15 protein-coding genes are annotated in these 15,867 nt (G+C 67.3%); 11 read left to right on the top strand and 4 right to left on the bottom strand.

Features of this window, described 5'->3' with window-relative positions:
* Positions 1-207 precede the first annotated feature (207 nt).
* From ABGI63_RS04860 to ABGI63_RS04835, 6 genes are all read left to right on the top strand, one after another.
* Positions 208-936 (top strand): TerC family protein, encoded by a 729-nt coding sequence (locus ABGI63_RS04860; RefSeq protein ID WP_137945438.1) that lies wholly within the window; start codon positions 208-210, stop codon positions 934-936.
* Positions 937-950: 14 nt separating this feature from the next.
* Positions 951-2,006 (top strand): serine/threonine-protein kinase, encoded by a 1,056-nt coding sequence (locus ABGI63_RS04855; protein ID WP_349741315.1) that lies wholly within the window; start codon positions 951-953, stop codon positions 2,004-2,006.
* Positions 2,007-2,032: 26 nt separating this feature from the next.
* A complete protein-coding gene (locus ABGI63_RS04850; protein WP_349741314.1) occupies positions 2,033-2,821 on the top strand; it encodes a Stp1/IreP family PP2C-type Ser/Thr phosphatase in 789 nt (262 codons plus the stop codon).
* A 72-nt stretch (positions 2,822-2,893) separates the two neighbouring features.
* A complete protein-coding gene (locus ABGI63_RS04845) occupies positions 2,894-3,556 on the top strand; it encodes an FHA domain-containing protein (RefSeq protein WP_349741313.1) in 663 nt (220 codons plus the stop codon).
* A gap of 187 nt (positions 3,557-3,743) precedes the next feature.
* Positions 3,744-4,517, top strand: a complete 774-nt coding sequence (locus ABGI63_RS04840) for an MBL fold metallo-hydrolase (RefSeq protein WP_349741312.1) — start codon at positions 3,744-3,746, stop codon at positions 4,515-4,517.
* A gap of 225 nt (positions 4,518-4,742) precedes the next feature.
* Complete coding sequence (locus ABGI63_RS04835; protein WP_349741311.1) at positions 4,743-5,192, top strand: pilin; 450 nt, start codon at positions 4,743-4,745, stop codon at positions 5,190-5,192.
* 259 nt (positions 5,193-5,451) lie between these two features.
* Here ABGI63_RS04835 and ABGI63_RS04830 read toward each other — a convergent pair whose 3' ends face one another.
* Positions 5,452-7,536 (bottom strand): diguanylate cyclase domain-containing protein, encoded by a 2,085-nt coding sequence (locus ABGI63_RS04830; RefSeq protein WP_349741310.1) that lies wholly within the window; start codon positions 7,534-7,536, stop codon positions 5,452-5,454.
* A gap of 197 nt (positions 7,537-7,733) precedes the next feature.
* Between ABGI63_RS04830 and ABGI63_RS04825 the strand changes: the two genes are divergently transcribed.
* Genes ABGI63_RS04825 through ABGI63_RS04815 form a run of 3 tightly spaced genes read left to right on the top strand, consistent with a single transcriptional unit; the run spans position 7,734 to position 10,931 of the window.
* Complete coding sequence (locus ABGI63_RS04825) at positions 7,734-9,161, top strand: circularly permuted type 2 ATP-grasp protein (protein WP_349741309.1); 1,428 nt, start codon at positions 7,734-7,736, stop codon at positions 9,159-9,161.
* 1 nt (position 9,162) lies between these two features.
* A complete protein-coding gene (locus ABGI63_RS04820) occupies positions 9,163-10,131 on the top strand; it encodes an alpha-E domain-containing protein (protein WP_262968748.1) in 969 nt (322 codons plus the stop codon).
* Positions 10,131-10,931, top strand: a complete 801-nt coding sequence (locus ABGI63_RS04815) for a transglutaminase family protein (protein WP_349741308.1) — start codon at positions 10,131-10,133, stop codon at positions 10,929-10,931. Before ABGI63_RS04820 ends, ABGI63_RS04815 begins: the two co-directional genes overlap by 1 nt.
* Before the next feature lie 9 nt (positions 10,932-10,940).
* Here ABGI63_RS04815 and ABGI63_RS04810 read toward each other — a convergent pair whose 3' ends face one another.
* Complete coding sequence (locus tag ABGI63_RS04810) at positions 10,941-11,162, bottom strand: SlyX family protein (RefSeq protein ID WP_137945447.1); 222 nt, start codon at positions 11,160-11,162, stop codon at positions 10,941-10,943.
* Between the two features lie 31 nt (positions 11,163-11,193).
* A complete protein-coding gene (locus tag ABGI63_RS04805; RefSeq protein WP_349741307.1) occupies positions 11,194-13,044 on the bottom strand; it encodes an ATP-binding protein in 1,851 nt (616 codons plus the stop codon).
* A 220-nt stretch (positions 13,045-13,264) separates the two neighbouring features.
* On the opposite strand from ABGI63_RS04805, the gene ABGI63_RS04800 reads away from it, so the two are divergent.
* Positions 13,265-13,744, top strand: coding sequence for a hypothetical protein (locus tag ABGI63_RS04800; RefSeq protein ID WP_349741306.1), 480 nt, complete (start codon positions 13,265-13,267; stop codon positions 13,742-13,744).
* Entirely contained in the window at positions 13,741-15,114 is a 1,374-nt protein-coding gene (locus ABGI63_RS04795; protein WP_349741305.1) for a GAF domain-containing protein, read from the top strand. Before ABGI63_RS04800 ends, ABGI63_RS04795 begins: the two co-directional genes overlap by 4 nt.
* Positions 15,115-15,117: 3 nt before the next feature.
* Here the strand turns inward: ABGI63_RS04795 and ABGI63_RS04790 are convergent, their stop codons facing one another.
* Positions 15,118-15,822 (bottom strand): hemerythrin domain-containing protein, encoded by a 705-nt coding sequence (locus ABGI63_RS04790; protein ID WP_349741304.1) that lies wholly within the window; start codon positions 15,820-15,822, stop codon positions 15,118-15,120.
* Positions 15,823-15,867 lie beyond the last annotated feature (45 nt).

Raw genomic sequence — 15,867 nt, 5'->3', positions numbered from 1 at the left:
CACCACGGCCGCCCTCGCAAATGCGTAATTTCACGCATCGAGCCAGGGGGGCGTGGCATCGCACAATTCGTCAGCAGCCCGAGCGGCCGGACTGAGAAAAAGGGGCGACAGCCCCTTTTTCGTTTTTCGGCTGCGATCCGGCCGGCCTCGTTATAGTCGTTCACTGTTTCTGTGCAGGCCGCAGAACACCCAACAAAGCAAATACCCATGGACATGCTCTCCAGTCCCGAGTTCTGGCTCGCCGTCGGCCAGATCATCATGATCGACATCCTGCTTGGCGGCGACAACGCGGTGGTGATCGCGCTGGCCTGCCGCAAGCTGCCTGACGCCCAGCGTCGCAAAGGCATTCTGTGGGGCACGGCCGGCGCCATCGTGCTGCGCGTCGTGCTGATCTTCTTCGCGCTGACGCTGTTGAAGCTGCCTTTCCTGAAGCTGGTCGGCGGCATCCTGCTGCTGTGGATCGGCATGAAGCTGCTGATGCCCGAGCATGATGATGAGCATGCCAATATCCAGGCGAGCGACAAGCTGTGGGCGGCGGTCAAGACCGTCATCGTGGCCGACTTCGTGATGAGCCTGGACAATGTGATCGCGATCGCCGGCGCTGCCGAAGGCGCGGGTGGCGACCATCAGATGCCGCTGGTGATCTTCGGCCTGCTGGTCTCGATCCCCATCATCGTCTGGGGCAGCCAGCTGGTGATCAAGCTGATGGACCGCTTCCCGATGGTCATCACCTTGGGCGCGATGCTGCTGGGCTGGATTGCCGGCACGATGATGGTGGGCGATCCGGCGCTGGCCAGCTGGGTGCCGACCCAGGCCGGCGACAAGCCCGGCTCGACCGAGGTGCTGCCGGCGCTGTACTACGGCTGCGGCGTAGCCGGTGCGCTGCTGGTCCTGCTGTTCGGCAAGGCCATGGCCATGCGCAGCAAGGCCGCCTGAGGCACGGGCACGAGATGGCCGCACCCGGCTTCTGGAAACGCATGCTGGGCCGCAAGGCCGAGCCGGGCAGCCCGGGTGACAGCGTCAGCGGGCCCAGCACGCTGCCCAGCACCCAACCCCAGCATTTCCAGACCGACAGCGGCGCCAGCCTCGACAGCTATGAGATCGGGCCCGAGCTGGGCCGCGGTGCGATGGCCGTCGTGCATCTGGCCACCGAGCGGGCCAGCGGCCGTCAGGTGGCCATCAAGCGGCTGGCGTTGCAACGGGAGTTCGCGGCCGAGGACCTGATCGATGTGCGCCAGCGCTTCATGCGCGAAGCCCGCGCCGCCGGCCATCTGGCCCACCCCGACATCCTGCAGGTGCTTGACGCCGGCCCGACCGGCCATGACGCCTGGATTGCGATGGAGTATGTGCAGGGCCAGGATCTGAGCCATTTCACCCGTGCGGGTGCGCTGCTGCCGGTGCGCGAGGTGCTGGCGCTGGCCATACGGCTGGCCCGCGCGCTGGCCTTCGCACACAGCCAGGGCGTGGTGCACCGCGACATCAAGCCCTCCAATGTGATGCTGGACCGCAGCAGCGGCACGCTGAAGATCATGGATTTCGGCATTGCCCGCATTGCTGACGGCAGCCGCACCCGCACCGGCCTGGTGCTGGGCACCCCCTCCTTCATGTCGCCCGAGCAGCTCGCGGGGCTGCAGGTCGACGGGCGCAGCGACCTCTATTCGCTGGGCGCGCTGCTCTATCAGCTGCTGACCGGCCAGTTGCCGCATCAGTCGGACTCGATGGCCCAGCTGATGTACCAGATCGCCAACCAGGCGCCGCCCGATGTGCGCCACCACCGGCCCGAGCTGCCCGAAGCACTGGCACTGGTGCTGGCGCTGGCGCTGGAGAAGCGCCCCGAGCTGCGCTACCGTAGCGGCGAGCTGTTCGCTCAGGACCTGGAGACGGTGCTGGCCCAGCTGCCGGCGGCCGATCTGGCAGGCCCGCCGGGCCGCGAGGATTTCACGGCCGCCGACCCGTTCGCGCAAACATTGCGTCTGAACCCCCAGGAACCGGGGCAAAATCCTTGACCCAAGCGACACAGCCCAGCCCGCCCATGACCGTGGAGATCTTCAGCGCTACCGATGTCGGCCGCGCCCGCGACAACAACGAAGACTCGGTGGCGCTGGACCCGGCCGTGAGCCTGGCCGTGCTGGCCGATGGCATGGGGGGCTATAACGCCGGCGAGGTCGCCAGCCAGATGCTGACCTCCTTCATCACGGCCGAGCTGGGCCGCTGGCTGAAGGAAACCAGCAACAAGGCCACCGCCGCCGACGTGAAGCGGGCGATGGACATCTGTGTCGACAACGCCAACCGCGCCATCTTCAATGCGGCCAACACCAATCCGCGCTATGCCGGCATGGGCACGACCCTGGTGCTGGCGGTGTTCCGCGACGAGGGCCTGCTGCTGGGCCATGTCGGCGATTCGCGCGCCTACCGTTTGCGCGCCGGCCAGCTGAGCCAGCTGACCCGCGACCATTCGCTGCTGCAGGAGCAGCTCGATGCCGGCCTGCTGACCCCCGAAGAAGCCGCCTATTCCAGCAACCGCAATCTGGTGACCCGCGCGGTTGGTGTCGAGGACACGGTGATGCTGGAGCTGCATCAGCACGAGGTTCAGCCAGGCGATCTGTTCCTGCTGTGCTCGGACGGACTCTCCGATATGCTGGACGACGACGCCCTGGCTCAGTTGCTCTTAAGCCACCCTTCGCTGTCGGAAGCGGCTCAAGCCTTGATTGATGCGGCCAATGACATGGGCGGCAAGGATAATATTGCGATTGTGTTGGCCCGCGCCGAGGGTCCCGCCCGGGCGGCTGGCCGGGCATGGTGGCCCTTCGGTCGTAAATAAGGTCGGGGCCGAATCGGCGGCTTGGAGCAGCCGGCCGGCACGCAAAACAGACAACAGGACTTGAGGTCAAGCATGGGCAAGCTGGTGGTTTCGCTCGATGGGGTGGTGATCAAGGAGGTGCAGATCACCAAGGACAAGACCACCCTGGGGCGGCGGCCTTACAACGACATCGTGATCGACAACCTGGCGGTCAGCGGTGAGCATGCCGTGCTGCAGATGGTGGGCACCGATGTCTTCATCGAAGACCTGAACTCCACCAACGGCACCTATATCAACGGCAAGGCGATCAAGAAGCAGTTGCTCAGCAACAGCGACGTCGTCGAGATCGGCAAGTACAAGATCAAGTTCCTGCTGGAAGACAGCGTGGACTACGAGAAGACCATGATCCTGAAGCCCGGCTCGGCCGTGCCCAGCGGTTTCGGTCTGCCCTCGTCCTTCGGCGCCCTGGGTTCGCCCGCCAGCACCGCGCTGCCGGCCACCATCAAGGTGCTGACCGGCGCGGCCGCCGGCCGCGAGGTCAGCCTGACCAAGGTGGTCACCACGGTCGGCAAGCCCGGCGTGCAGGTCGCCTCCATCACCAAGCGCCCCAGCGGCTATGTGTTCGCCCATGTCGAGGGCGGCGCCCGCCCCAGCGTCAACGGCATCCCCCTGGTCGGTGAATCGGTCGCGCTGAAGAGCGGCGATGTGATCGAGCTGGCCGGCACCCAGATGCAGTTCGTCCAAGCCGGCCTCTGAACCCGACGGCTGAAACCGGCAGCCCAGGCCGGGCCCGCCGTGCAGCAAATCACGCCACCGCCCGACATCGCCACGGCCGTCCCCTGATCGGCTGAGAAACGCGAACTACGCAGCTAGGCAGGGCTGCCCGGGGCGCGTAAATTGAGACGGCGCCCACAATCTCGTGCGCCATCTCCGACTCCGACGCATGAACATACATGTCCTGGGCTGCTCCGGCGCCATTGCTGCAGGCTACAAGACCAGCGCCTTCCTGCTCGACGACGACATCCTGATCGACGCCGGCACCGGCGTCGGTGACCTCGGCCTGGACGCGCTGGCCCGCATCGACCACATCCTGGTCAGCCACTCGCATCTGGACCACATCCTGGCCATCGGCCTGCTGGCCGACGCCGTGCTGCGCCTGCGTGCCCAGGCCGGGCGCCCGCCTATCCAGGTCCACGCGCTGGCGGCCACGCTGGACGCGTTGCGCCAGCACATCTTCAACGGTGTGATCTGGCCCGACTTCACCCGCCTGCCCAGCGCCGAGCATCCGGTGCTGAGCCTGCATGCCTTCGAGATCGGCCAGCGACTGAAGCTGGGCGGCCGCGAAATCGAGGTGCTGAATGCCGAGCACACGGTGCCGGCGGTCGGCTTCGCAGTCGACTCAGCCGCCGGCCACTGGGTCTACACCGGCGACACCGGCCCCAACCCGGCGCTGTGGCAGCGCCTCTCCGAGATCAAGGTCGCCCATCTGGTGATCGAAACCGCTTTTGGTGACGACGAGCGCCAACTCGCCCGCATCAGCCGCCATCTCTGCCCCACCGCACTGGGCCGCGAGCTGGCCCAGCTGGGCGGCAGCGTCGCGGTTCATATCACCCATATCAAGCCCGGCGAGATCGACGCGGTGATGAGCGAGATCGGTGCTCTGAGCAGCCCGCATCGCATCAGCGCGCTGAGGGCCGGCGACATCCTGAGCCTCTGAACCCCGCCGGCCGCCGGGCCGACTGACAAAAATGGTCAGATCCCCGAAGCCAGGACAAAACGCGCGGCCCCGGGTGACCAAAATGGTCGTTCCAAGCCCGCAATCCCCCGAAATTTCGTGAGATCCGTCACAACAAAGGCGATCAAAAGCCTGGCACGGCCCCTGCATTCAGGGGGAGTGTCTCTACCCCTCAATGCATTTCTTTTCTTCCCAGGAGTCCCCATCATGAGCATGAAGCGCGTCCAACAAGGTTTCACCCTGATCGAACTGATGATCGTCGTGGCGATTATTGGTATCTTGGCTGCTGTGGCGATTCCGCAGTACAAGGATTACACCGCCAAGTCCAAGGCTGCCGCTGCGCTGGGCAGCTTGAACTCCCTGAAGACGGCGATCGGTTTGTGTGCGCAAGAGCAAGGCGCACTGACCAATTGCGACACCGGTCAACCCGGCATTCCGGGCTATACCCCCAGCAAGGAAATTACTGAAGCAACCGTCGCGGATGGCGTTATCACCGCAACGTTGGCCGCCGGTATCGGTGCCACCGGCGCCGTGACGTTCACCGTCAGCCCGAACTTTGCAGCCAACGATACCAATTCGAATATCGTCTGGACGGTAAATGCTACCAACGTCACCACTGATGCAGTGAAGAATTACTTGATCAAGGGCAACGTGTAAGGGTCGCCGACTCCATACGTGACCATAGGGCAAAATACAGCCAGCTTTTACTGCTGTCTGAACTGAAACCCTCTCCAAAGAAAGCGCCTTCGGGCGCTTTCTTTGTTTTCTTGTTCCTGAGTGAGTCGAGCAGGAGCCATGCGCAATGGACTTCTGTCGCTCGTCGCGCCATAAGACAGGGGCCTGTTTTCGCGATCAACCTTGTTGCCGTCCGCGAGGAACCGAATTGCGTCCAAATAGCGGCGCTATTTCGCAATAGCTAGCTCCGCCCCGCCCACCTGAAACACCCCCTCCCCGCTCCCTTGGCCCGATACAGCGCCTCATCCGCACGGGCCAGCAACTCGGCCCCAGCCGGCAAGTCGTCTGGCCCGCCGCCATACGCCGCAATCCCCATGCTGGTCGCCAGCTGTAGCGGGCCGGTGGGCAGTTGCACCGGCGCCTGCATCGCCTGCTGGATCTTGCCGGCCACCAGTTCGGCCTCGTCGGGCTGGTGCAGGCCCTCCAGGATCAGCACGAACTCGTCGCCGCCCAGCCGCGCGACCATGTCGGTGCTGCGCACGCAGCGGCTCAGGCGCCGGGCGAACTCCTGCAGCACCTGATCGCCGGCCGCGTGGCCGAGTCCGTCGTTGATCTGCTTGAACTTGTCGATGTCCAGGAAGATCAGCGCCAGGCCCTGGGCGTTGCGCCGGCTGCGGGCCAGCGCCTCGTCCAGTCGCTCGTCGAACTGGCGTCGGTTCGGCAGGCCGGTCAGTTCGTCGACGCGGGACAGGCGATCCAGATGCTGCTCGACCAGCTTGGCCGCCGTGATGTCGGTGGCCAGCGTGTAGACGCCAGCCACCGAGCCGTCCTCCAGCAGATCGGGGATGTAGTCGGCGCGCAGCAGGCGCTTCACGCCGCCCGCCTCGGCCTCGGTCTCGAAGCTGGCCCGCTCGCCTTCCAGGGCCTGCTGCAGCGCGTGACGGCGCGGCTCGTAGGCCTCGGGGCCGATCAACTCGGGCAGACGCTGGCCCAGGGCCCGCGTCGGGTCGATATCCATCCAGGGCTTGAAGGTCGCGTTCAGGAACTGCAGGCGCTGCTCGCGGTCGATATAGGAGATCAGCACCGGCAGGTTGTCGGCAATGGTGCGCAGCCGCCGCTCGCCCGCCTGCAGCTGGCGCAGCGCCTGCTGCAGCTCGGCGGTGCGCTGCTCGACGCGCTGCTCCAGCGAGGCATTGAGCTCGGCCAGCGTCGCGTCCTGGCCGGCCTGGCGGGCCGACAGATCGGCCAGCGCGCCTGACAGCAGGGCCACCTCGCGATAGCCCCCGACCCGGGGCAGCGGCTCTTCGCCCAGATGGCGCCGGGCCGAGATCACGGCGGCCAGCCGCTCCAGCGGCGCCGACAGGCGGCGCGCCAGCAGCCAGGCCAGCGGCACGGCCAGGGCCACCAGCGCCAGCGCCACCATCACGATCTGGCCGCGCAGCTTCTGGTAGTCGGCCAGCGCCACGCTGGTCGGCGTTCGCATCAGGATGGTCCAGCCCAGGCCCGGGTAGCTGCCCTGGCCGCGCGTCGCGGCCGTCACCGCGAAATAGTCGACGCCGGCATCGCTGTAGCGCCGAGCCGTGCCTATCGTTCCGGTATCGAGCGCCAGCTTGCGTCCTTCCAAAGCCGGGGGGCCCAGCAGCACGGTGCCGTCCTGACCTATCACCAGGGCCTCGGCTGCATGCGACTCCATCGCCGCGTCGATCAGCTCGTTCTTGATCTGGCGCGCCCAGGCCCAGCTCAGATGCACGCCGAACACGCCCAGATAGCGGCCGCGCTCATCGCGCAGCGGCAGCGCAAAGTCGACAAAGCGCCAGGGCTCGCTCTGCTTGGGCAGCAGCTTCTCCAGCAGCACCGCCGCATGCACATCGCCGACGAAGGGGCCGGCCTTGCCGCCCTGCCACCAGGGCCGCTTAGCGACATTGACCCCTTCGAGCAGACCGCCGCCGGCGGCCAGCACCTGGCCCTCGGCATCGGTCACGCCCAGCCAGGCGAAATGACCAAAGCCCAGCCGGATCTGCTCCAGCGCCCGGCGCATCGCCGGCACATCGTCGTGGCGCTGAAACAGCTCCAGCTGCGACAGCACCTTGACCTCCTGGAACTGCTGGGCCATGCCACGGTCCAGCGCGTCACGGAAGTCCAGCGCGATCTGGCGCAGCGACTCGGTGGCGCGCCGCTCGGCATGGGCGCGCGCAAAATTCTCAATCAGCCAGGCACAGCTCAGCACGGCCAGCAGCACCGCCGTCAGCACGGCAGCGGTCAGCCAGCTGCCGAGTGACAGACGGTCCTTGCGGGGGTGGGTCAGGTCTTGCGTCGCGGCAGTCATGGGCCGCTTTGTAGCCCGGTCGTCGACACGCCGCAAGTCGGGAGACGGGCATCGCGCACCAAGTCAGCGCATGGCCGATTCATCGGTCGCTGGCCGAACGCACCAAACTCGGGCAAGCTGCACTGCAGGCAAGCAAAGCAGGCCTGGGCACAGCCCTTGCGTCTATCGCGATTCAAGCCGACGGAGTCCTTCTCACCATGCATGCGCTCACCCTGCCCGCCCCGGGCCACTATGACGAGATGCTGCTCGCCGACGGGGCCACGCGCCCCCATTACCAGGCCTTTGACCAGTGGCTGCAGGCCCAGACGCCCGAGACCCTGGCCAAGAAGCGGGCCGAGGCCGACCTGCTGTTCCACAAGGTGGGCATCACCTTCGCCGTCTATGGCGACGAAGCCGGCGCCGAGCGCCTGATCCCTTTCGACACCGTGCCGCGCATTGTGCCGGCCAGCGAGTGGCAGATGCTGGAGGCCGGGCTGCGCCAGCGCGTCACCGCGCTGAACAAGTTCCTGTGGGACATCTACCACGATCACGAGATCATCAAGGCCGGCCTGATTCCGGCCGAGCAGGTCTTCGCCAATGCCCAGTACCAGCCGGCAATGCAGGGGCTGGATCTGCCACACGGCATCTACGCCCACATCACCGGGGTCGACCTGATACGCCACTCGGACGGCGGCTACTACGTGCTGGAAGACAATCTGCGCGTGCCCTCGGGCGTCAGCTATATGCTGGAAAACCGCAAGATGATGATGCGGCTGTTCCCCGAGCTGTTCTCCCGCTACCCGGTGGCCCCCGTCGCGCACTACCCGACCCTGCTGCTCGACACGCTGCGCCATGCGGCCGAGGTCGAGAACCCGAATGTGGTCGTGCTGACCCCCGGCCCCTTCAACAGCGCCTACTTCGAGCACGCCTTCCTGGCCCAGCAGATGGGGGTGGAACTGGTCGAGGGTCAGGACTTGTTCGTCAAGGACGACTACCTCTATATGCGCACCACCGTAGGCCCGAAGCGGGTCGACGTGATCTACCGCCGCATCGACGACGCCTTCCTCGACCCGCTGGCCTTCCGCGCCGACTCGATGCTGGGCGTGCCGGGCCTGCTCTCGGTCTACAAGCAGGGTCATCTGATCCTGGCCAATGCGATAGGCACCGGCGTGGCCGACGACAAGTCCATCTACCCCTATGTGCCCGACATGATCCGCTTCTATCTGAAGGAGGAGCCCATCCTGCACAACGTGCCGACCTGGCAATGCCGCAAGCCAGCCGATCTGGACCATGTGCTCAAGCACATGGCCGAGCTGGTGGTCAAGGAAGTGCATGGTGCCGGCGGCTACGGCATGCTGGTGGGCCCGGCCTCGACGGCCGCCGAGGTCGACGATTTCCGCGCGCGGGTCAAGGCCAACCCGAGCAACTACATCGCCCAGCCCACGCTGTGCCTGTCGAGCTGCCCGACCTTTGTCGAGGCCGGCATCGCACCGCGCCATATCGATCTGCGGCCTTTTGTGCTGAGCGGCCGCGAGATCAGCATGGTCGCCGGCGGGCTGACGCGCGTGGCCCTGAAGCAAGGCTCGCTGGTGGTGAATTCGTCCCAAGGTGGCGGCACCAAAGACACCTGGATCCTGGAGAACTGAGATGCTGAGCCGTACCGCCGCCCAACTCTTCTGGATGAGCCGCTATCTGGAGCGCGCCGAGAACCTGGTGCGCATGCTCGATGTGACGCACTCGCTGTCGCTGCTGCCGCAAAGCCGTGGCGCGATGACCGAGCTGGCCGCGCCGCTGGCCGTCACCGGCACGCTGGAGTCCTTCACGCAAAGCCAGTCCTCGCTGGACCCCGAGCATCTGTTCAACTTCATGGCCCTGGACCTGAGCAACCCGGCCTCGGTGCTGAGCTGCCTGAAGGGCGCGCGCGAAAATGCCCATGCGGTGCGCGGCCAGATCACCGCCGAGATGTGGGAGGCCATCAACAGCACCTGGCTGGAGGCGCGCAGCTTCCCCAAGCGCGGCATCCCCAGCGTCTCGAGCTTCTTCGACTGGGTCAAGGAGCGCTCGCACCTGTTCCGCGGCGCCACCTACGGCACCCTGCAGCGCAACGATGCCTACAACTTCATCCGCCTGGGCACCTTCATCGAGCGGGCCGACAACACCGCCCGCCTGCTCGATGTGAAGTCGCAGCTGATCGAGCCGGCGGTCGAGAGCCTGGTGCCGGTGGACGTGCCGGTCGAGAGTGCACCCGACTTCTATGCCTGGAGCGCGCTGCTGCGCTCGCTGTCGGCCTTCGAGGCCTATCACGCGGTCTACCGCGAAAGCCTGGACGGCCGCCGCGTCACCGAGCTGCTGATACTGCGGCCCGACATCCCGCGCTCGCTGCGGGCCTGCTGCGACGAGATCGTCGCGATCCTGCCGCATATCGAGGCGAAACCGGGCGCGCAGGATGCTGGCCGCGAGGTCAAGCGCCTAGCCGGCCAGCTGGCGCTGCGGCTGGAGTACGGCGCGGTCGACGAGATCCTGGACGCCGGCGTGCACCGCTGGCTGACCCAGTTCCTCGAAGAGTCGGCCCAGCTCGCCAACGCGATCCGCGAAGCCTATCTGGAAGCCAACTGATGCGGCTCGCGATCAGCCATGAGACGGTCTACCGCTACGACCACCCGGTCAAGCGCAGCACCCAGTATCTGCGCCTGACCCCCACCGACGGTGCCGGCCAGCGTGTGCTGCGCTGGGTGCTGAGCCTGCCGGGCCGGGCCAGCCGCGGCAAGGACGCCTATGGCAATGTGATGCATGTGCTGAGCATGGACCGGCCGCACAGCGAGATCCGGCTGCGCGCCGAGGGCCTGGTCGACACCGTCGATGGCCCGCCCCGACCCGACCCGCATGACGCCTTCCCGCCCGAGCTGTTCCTGCGCGACTCGGCCCTGACCCGCGCCGACACGGCGCTGCGCAGCTTTGCCCAGACCCATGCGGGCGGCGTCGCCGCCGACACCCGCGACGGCCTGCTGGCGCTGATGCAGGCGCTGGGCGTGCAGATGCCCTACACCCCCGGCTTCACCGATGCCGCGACGCCGGCGGCCGAGGCCTTCGAACGCCGGCTGGGCGTCTGCCAGGACCATGCCCAGGTGTTTGCCACCTGCGCACGGCTGCTGGGCGTGCCGGTGCGCTATGTCTCCGGCTATCTGGCCACCGATGAGCACCATGTCGCCAGCCATGCCTGGGCCGAGGCGCGGCTGACCGAGGGCTGGCTGGGCTTCGACGTCAGCAACCAGTGCCTGGCCGACGGCCGCTATGTGAAGCTGGCCATCGGCGCCGACTATCTGGACGCCTGCCCGGTGCGCGGCATGCGCCTGGGCGGCGGCGGGGAGGCGATGCAGGCCCAGGTGCAGGTGACGCTGACGCCGCTGGCCCAATGATTCCGTGATTCAGTAGTGCGGCGGCAGCTCGTCGCGCAGGCTGCGAAAGCCCACGCTCTCGGCCGGCGCCGTGGCGCGCTCGCGCAGCGCGGCCAGTTCGTGCAGCAGCGCATCGATCTGCTGCTGCTGGCGGATCACGGTCTGGTTCAGGTGGTCGACCAGGTCTTCGGTGAAGCTGGCCTTGATCTCCAGATCGGTCAGGCGTTGCTCGGTGTCTTGGGCTTTGTCCATGGCGATATTGGACCTCAAGCCGGCCCCTGGCTCACCACTGCGTGGTCGGCAGGGTGGCCAGCCCGGTCCAGCGCTTGATCATCGCGGCCAGCTGGGCGCGGTTGACCGGCTTGGTCATGAAGTCGTTCATGCCGGCCTGCAGGCAGCGCTCGCGGTCGCTGGCCAGCGCGTCGGCGGTCAGCGCGACGATGGGAGTACGCCGGCTGCCGTCCTGCTCGGTGGCGCGGATGCGCTGGGTGGCCTCGTAGCCGTCCATCTGCGGCATATGGCAGTCCATGAAGATGATGTCGTACTGCCCCTTGCGGGCCACCGCCTGCGCGGCCTGGCCGTCGTTGACCACATCGACGTGGCAACCCAGCATCTTCAGCATGCCCTCGACCACCATCTGGTTGACCGGGTCGTCCTCGGCCACCAGCACATTGACCGCCACCGCATCGCCCGCCACCGCCAGCGGCGCGGCCACGGTGACGGCCTCCTCGCCGGCGATCTGCAGCGGCAGATCGATCCAGAAGTGCGAGCCCTGGCCGACATCGCTGTCGACATTGACCTGGCCGCCCATCAGCTCGGTCAGCTCCTTGACGATGGCCAGCCCCAGGCCGCCGCCGCCGTGGCGCCGGGTGCTGGAGCTGTCGACCTGGGTGAAGGTGTCGAAGATGGTCTCCAGCTGCGAGGCCGGGATGCCGATGCCGGTATCGCGCACCGAGAAGCGCACGCGCAGCGGCTGCGCCTCCAGCACCAGCACCTCCAGGCGCACGCTGCCCCGGTCGGTGAACTTGACCGCGTTGTGCAGCAGATTCACCAGCAGCTGGCGCAAGCGCGTCGCGTCGGCCAGCACCCGGGGCGGCAGCTTGACCGAGGCATGAGCGCTGAGCGTGACCGGCTTGTCGCGCGTCGTCGTCATCACCATCTCCAGTGCCTCACCCACCAGGGCCCGCAGGTCCAGCACCACCGGCCGCAGCTCCAGCTTGCCGGCCTCGATGCGCGACAGGTCCAGCACATCGTCGATCAGGCCCAGCAAGGCGGTGGCCGAGTGGTGGGCGGTCTGCACATAGCGTTGCTGGATCGGGGTCAGGGTTGTGCCCATCAGCAGCTCGGCCGCGCCGAGGATGCCGTTCATCGGCGTGCGGATCTCATGGCTGGTGGCCGCCAGAAACTGCGACTTGGCCTGGTTGGCCTGCTCGGCCTGGCGCCGCGCCGCGTCCAGCTCGACGGTCTGCAGCTTCAGCGCATAGGCCTTCTGTTCCAGCTGTTCGACCAGCTGATGAGCGGTGCGCACCGCCTCGCGGGCGCGCCGGCGCAGCCGCTCCATCACCAGGCCGGTGGCGGCCAGGTAGACGCCCAGCAGATACATCGAGGCGGCAATGCCCAGGCGCTCGTTCCACAGGGCCCGGGCCGGATCCAGCGCGGCGATGCCCAGCCCGTAGGCCAGATAGGCCAGCGTGATCACATGGACGAAATAGAAGGCGCGCCTGAAGCCGAAGCCGATCTGGTCGACCACCCGCACCAGCATGAAGTAGGCAAAGAACAGCTGACCCTGCTCCAGCAGATAGAGCGTCGGCAGCCAGGCCAGCACATCAAGATTGAAGAAGACCAGGCTCAGATCGACCCGCCCGCTGCGCCCCCAGCCCAGGCGCAGCGCCAGCCAGCCCAGCAGCGCATATGCCATGTTGAAGAACAGCAGCAGCATCAATTCGGGGCGGGACGACAAGCCGCCGGGCACATTGAGCAGCGCGATCACGCTCAGGATCGCGAAGCCCAGCAGGCGCAGCGCCGGCACCTGCTGGGTGTAGAGCCGGCGCGCACGCGCGGCCTTGCGCCGGGCGAGCAGGCTCGCGTCCAGCGTAAAGCCGGTATCACCGTCAAGCGCCGTTTTGCTGTCCACAAAGCCCTCGCTGCAAACTCCATGCCGAAATGGCGGGCTTCGCAGAATACCCGGGCAATCCCTAGGCTGTCGTACTGTTGCCGACGTTTACATCTCGGCAACTCGGCCAGCCGCTCATTCGCCGACGCCGCGGTCAACGGCACCGGCCCGTTGATCAAAGCCAGCGACGCCAAGGCCGAGCCGGTGGCCTCTAGAATCTGCGCGGGAGGTGAGAAGGCCCGTGTACCAGCTGCATGCACAACTCCGCGATTTCCTGCGCCAGGGGCTGTCCATCCACGTCGGCGCCTGTGACGCCGCCGGGCTGCCGACGCTGAGCCGCGCGCTGGCCGTGCAGCAGCGCCAGGACGCGCGCCTGGCCCTGCTGCTCCCGGCCCTGCCCGGCCAGCCCTTGATCGCGGCGGTGGCGCAGACGGCCCAGGTGGCTTGCGTGTTCTGCCAGCCCAGCACCCATGTGGCGATCCAGATCAAGGGACGCGATGCGCGGGTGGAGCCGGCGCGGACGGCCGACTGGCCGGAGCTGGCGGCCAACCACAAGGACTTCACGAGCGAGATCGGCCTGTTCGGATTCGGCCCCGAGTTTGCCGACGCCTGGTTCGACGGTCATGGCGAGGACCTGCAGGTCGTCAGCTTCCTGCCCACCGGGGCCTGGAACCAGACGCCCGGGCCCGGCGCCGGGGCGCCGATGGAACTGTTTGCATGAGCGACGCCCCGCACGGTCGCCGCGCCAGCGACAGCCAGGTGCGCCTGGGCGAGATCCGCCGCATGTTCGAGGGCGTGATTCCGGCCGTGCTGTGCAGCGCCTCGGCCGAGGGTGTGCCGCATCTGTGCTATCTGTCGCAGGCCGAGTATGTGGACGAGCAGCATGTGGCCTTGTCGTTCCAGTTCTTCAACCGCAGCCGCCAGAACATCCTGGCCACGCGGCGCGCCGCCATCACCGTCGACGACCCCTACACCGCCGGCGGCGTGCGCCTGCAACTGGAGTATCTGCGCACCGAGAGCGAAGGCCCGCTGTTCGAGCGCATGAAGGCCAAGCTCGCCGGCATCGCCTCGCACTCCGGCATGGACAAGGTCTACCACCTTCGAGGCTCCGATGTGTACCGCGTGCTGGACGTGCAGCGCCTGGGCGGGCGGCGCGAGCTGGCTGCCCCCAAGCCGCGCTGCGATCTGCCCGCCGCCACCCGCCGCCTGAGCGATCGCCTGGCCGTCTGTGGCGAGATGGACCAGTTGCTGGACGAGGCCATGGTCGGCCTGCAGCAGGAGTTGCTGATCGAGCATGCGATGCTGTTGCTGCTGGACCAGCGCAGCCAGCGCCTGTATGCGGTGGCCAGCCACGGCTACGCCGACTCGGGTCTGGGTGCGGAGATGGCCGTGGGCCAGGGCGTGGCCGGCATTGCGGCGCGCGAAGGCGTGGCGCTGCGGGTGGGCCACCTGACCCTGTGGCAGACCTATGCCCGTGCGATCCGCCAGCGTGCCGAGGACCAGGGTCTGGACAGCGGTGCCGAGGAGATTCCGATGCCTGGCCTGGCCGAGCCGCGCAGCCAGATGGCCGTGCCGCTGAAGCTGCAGGGCCAGGTGCTGGGCGTGCTGCTGCTGGAGAGCGAGCAGGACCAGCACTTCAGCTATGACGACGAGGACGCGCTGAGCGTCATCGCCAACCAGCTGGCCCTGGCCATGAGCCTGCTGCAGAGCAGCGCCGCGGAGGCGCCGGCCGCGCCACGCGCGGCGCCGGCCGCTGCCCCCGAAGGCGAGCCTGTGCTGCTGCGCCATTACGCCCACGACGACAGCGTCTTCCTCGGCAGCGACTATCTGATCAAGGGCGTGGCCGGTGCCATCCTGGCCCTGCTCGTGCAGGACTGGCTGGCGGACGGTCGGGCCGAGTTCAGCAACCGCGAGCTGCGCCTGGACCCGCGCCTGAGGCTGCCCGATGTGGTGGACAACCTGGAGGCCAGGCTGCTGCTGCTGCAGCGCCGCCTGGCCGAGCGCGCGACGCCGCTGCGCATCGAGAAAAGCGGCCGCGGACGCTGGCGTCTGAGCCTGGCGCGGCCGCTGCGTCTGGAGCAGCTCGACTAGCTGTCAGGCGGCCAGCGGCTGGTGCAGCGCGGCCTGCAGCTTGGCCCAGCCGCGCGCATCGAGCTTCTCTTGCGCCAGCGCCAGTACGGCCTGGAACACCGGCGGCGGCGCGTCCTCGCGCATGCCCATCAACATGCCTGCGCGCTGCTGCGGCGACAGCGCCGGCAGCATCCAGGCCAGGATCTCGAACATCTCGGCCGGCGGGATGCTGGCCAGCAGGCGGTCATGCAGGCCCATCAGCTCCTCATCGCTCGCCTGCTGCCACAGGCACAGGTGGTGCTCGCTCTCTTCCATGTCCATATGCACCAGGTTCTCGGCCATCAGCAAGGACAGTTGGCGATAGACGCCGGCCGCCTGGGCGGCGCTGGGCAGCTTGCGCAGCAGCTTCACTTCCAAGGCCAGCGCGGCCAGCGCTTCCAGATGGTCGTGGTGCTCGCCGCCGGCCCGCGCGGCACTGCCGGGCTGGCGCGACTGCATAAAAGTGTGGATGAAGTCGTTCTCGTGCTGCAGATGCTGGCGCAGCAGGGTCAGCAGGCCGTCGAGCTGCGAGCTCACCTCGGCCAGCTCGGCCGGGTCCTGCCAGTCAAGCCGGCCCATGCGGACCAGGCAGTCACAGAAGAAATGACGCAAGGCCTTGTGGATGGGGCCATACATATCGAAACGCGGGCCTTGAGCGGTGATGCCGGCGGCCGGGGATTGCAAAGACATGATCGAACTGCTCCTGAGTTGAGGCCCGCTCGCTTTCGAGTGGAC

Origin of the sequence: Roseateles cavernae (assembly GCF_040187885.1) — a bacterium.
GTDB classification, from domain to species: domain Bacteria; phylum Pseudomonadota; class Gammaproteobacteria; order Burkholderiales; family Burkholderiaceae_C; genus Roseateles_E; species Roseateles_E cavernae.
Note: the sequence above shows the minus strand (reverse complement) of the source record. Positions and strands in the feature narration are given on the sequence as shown.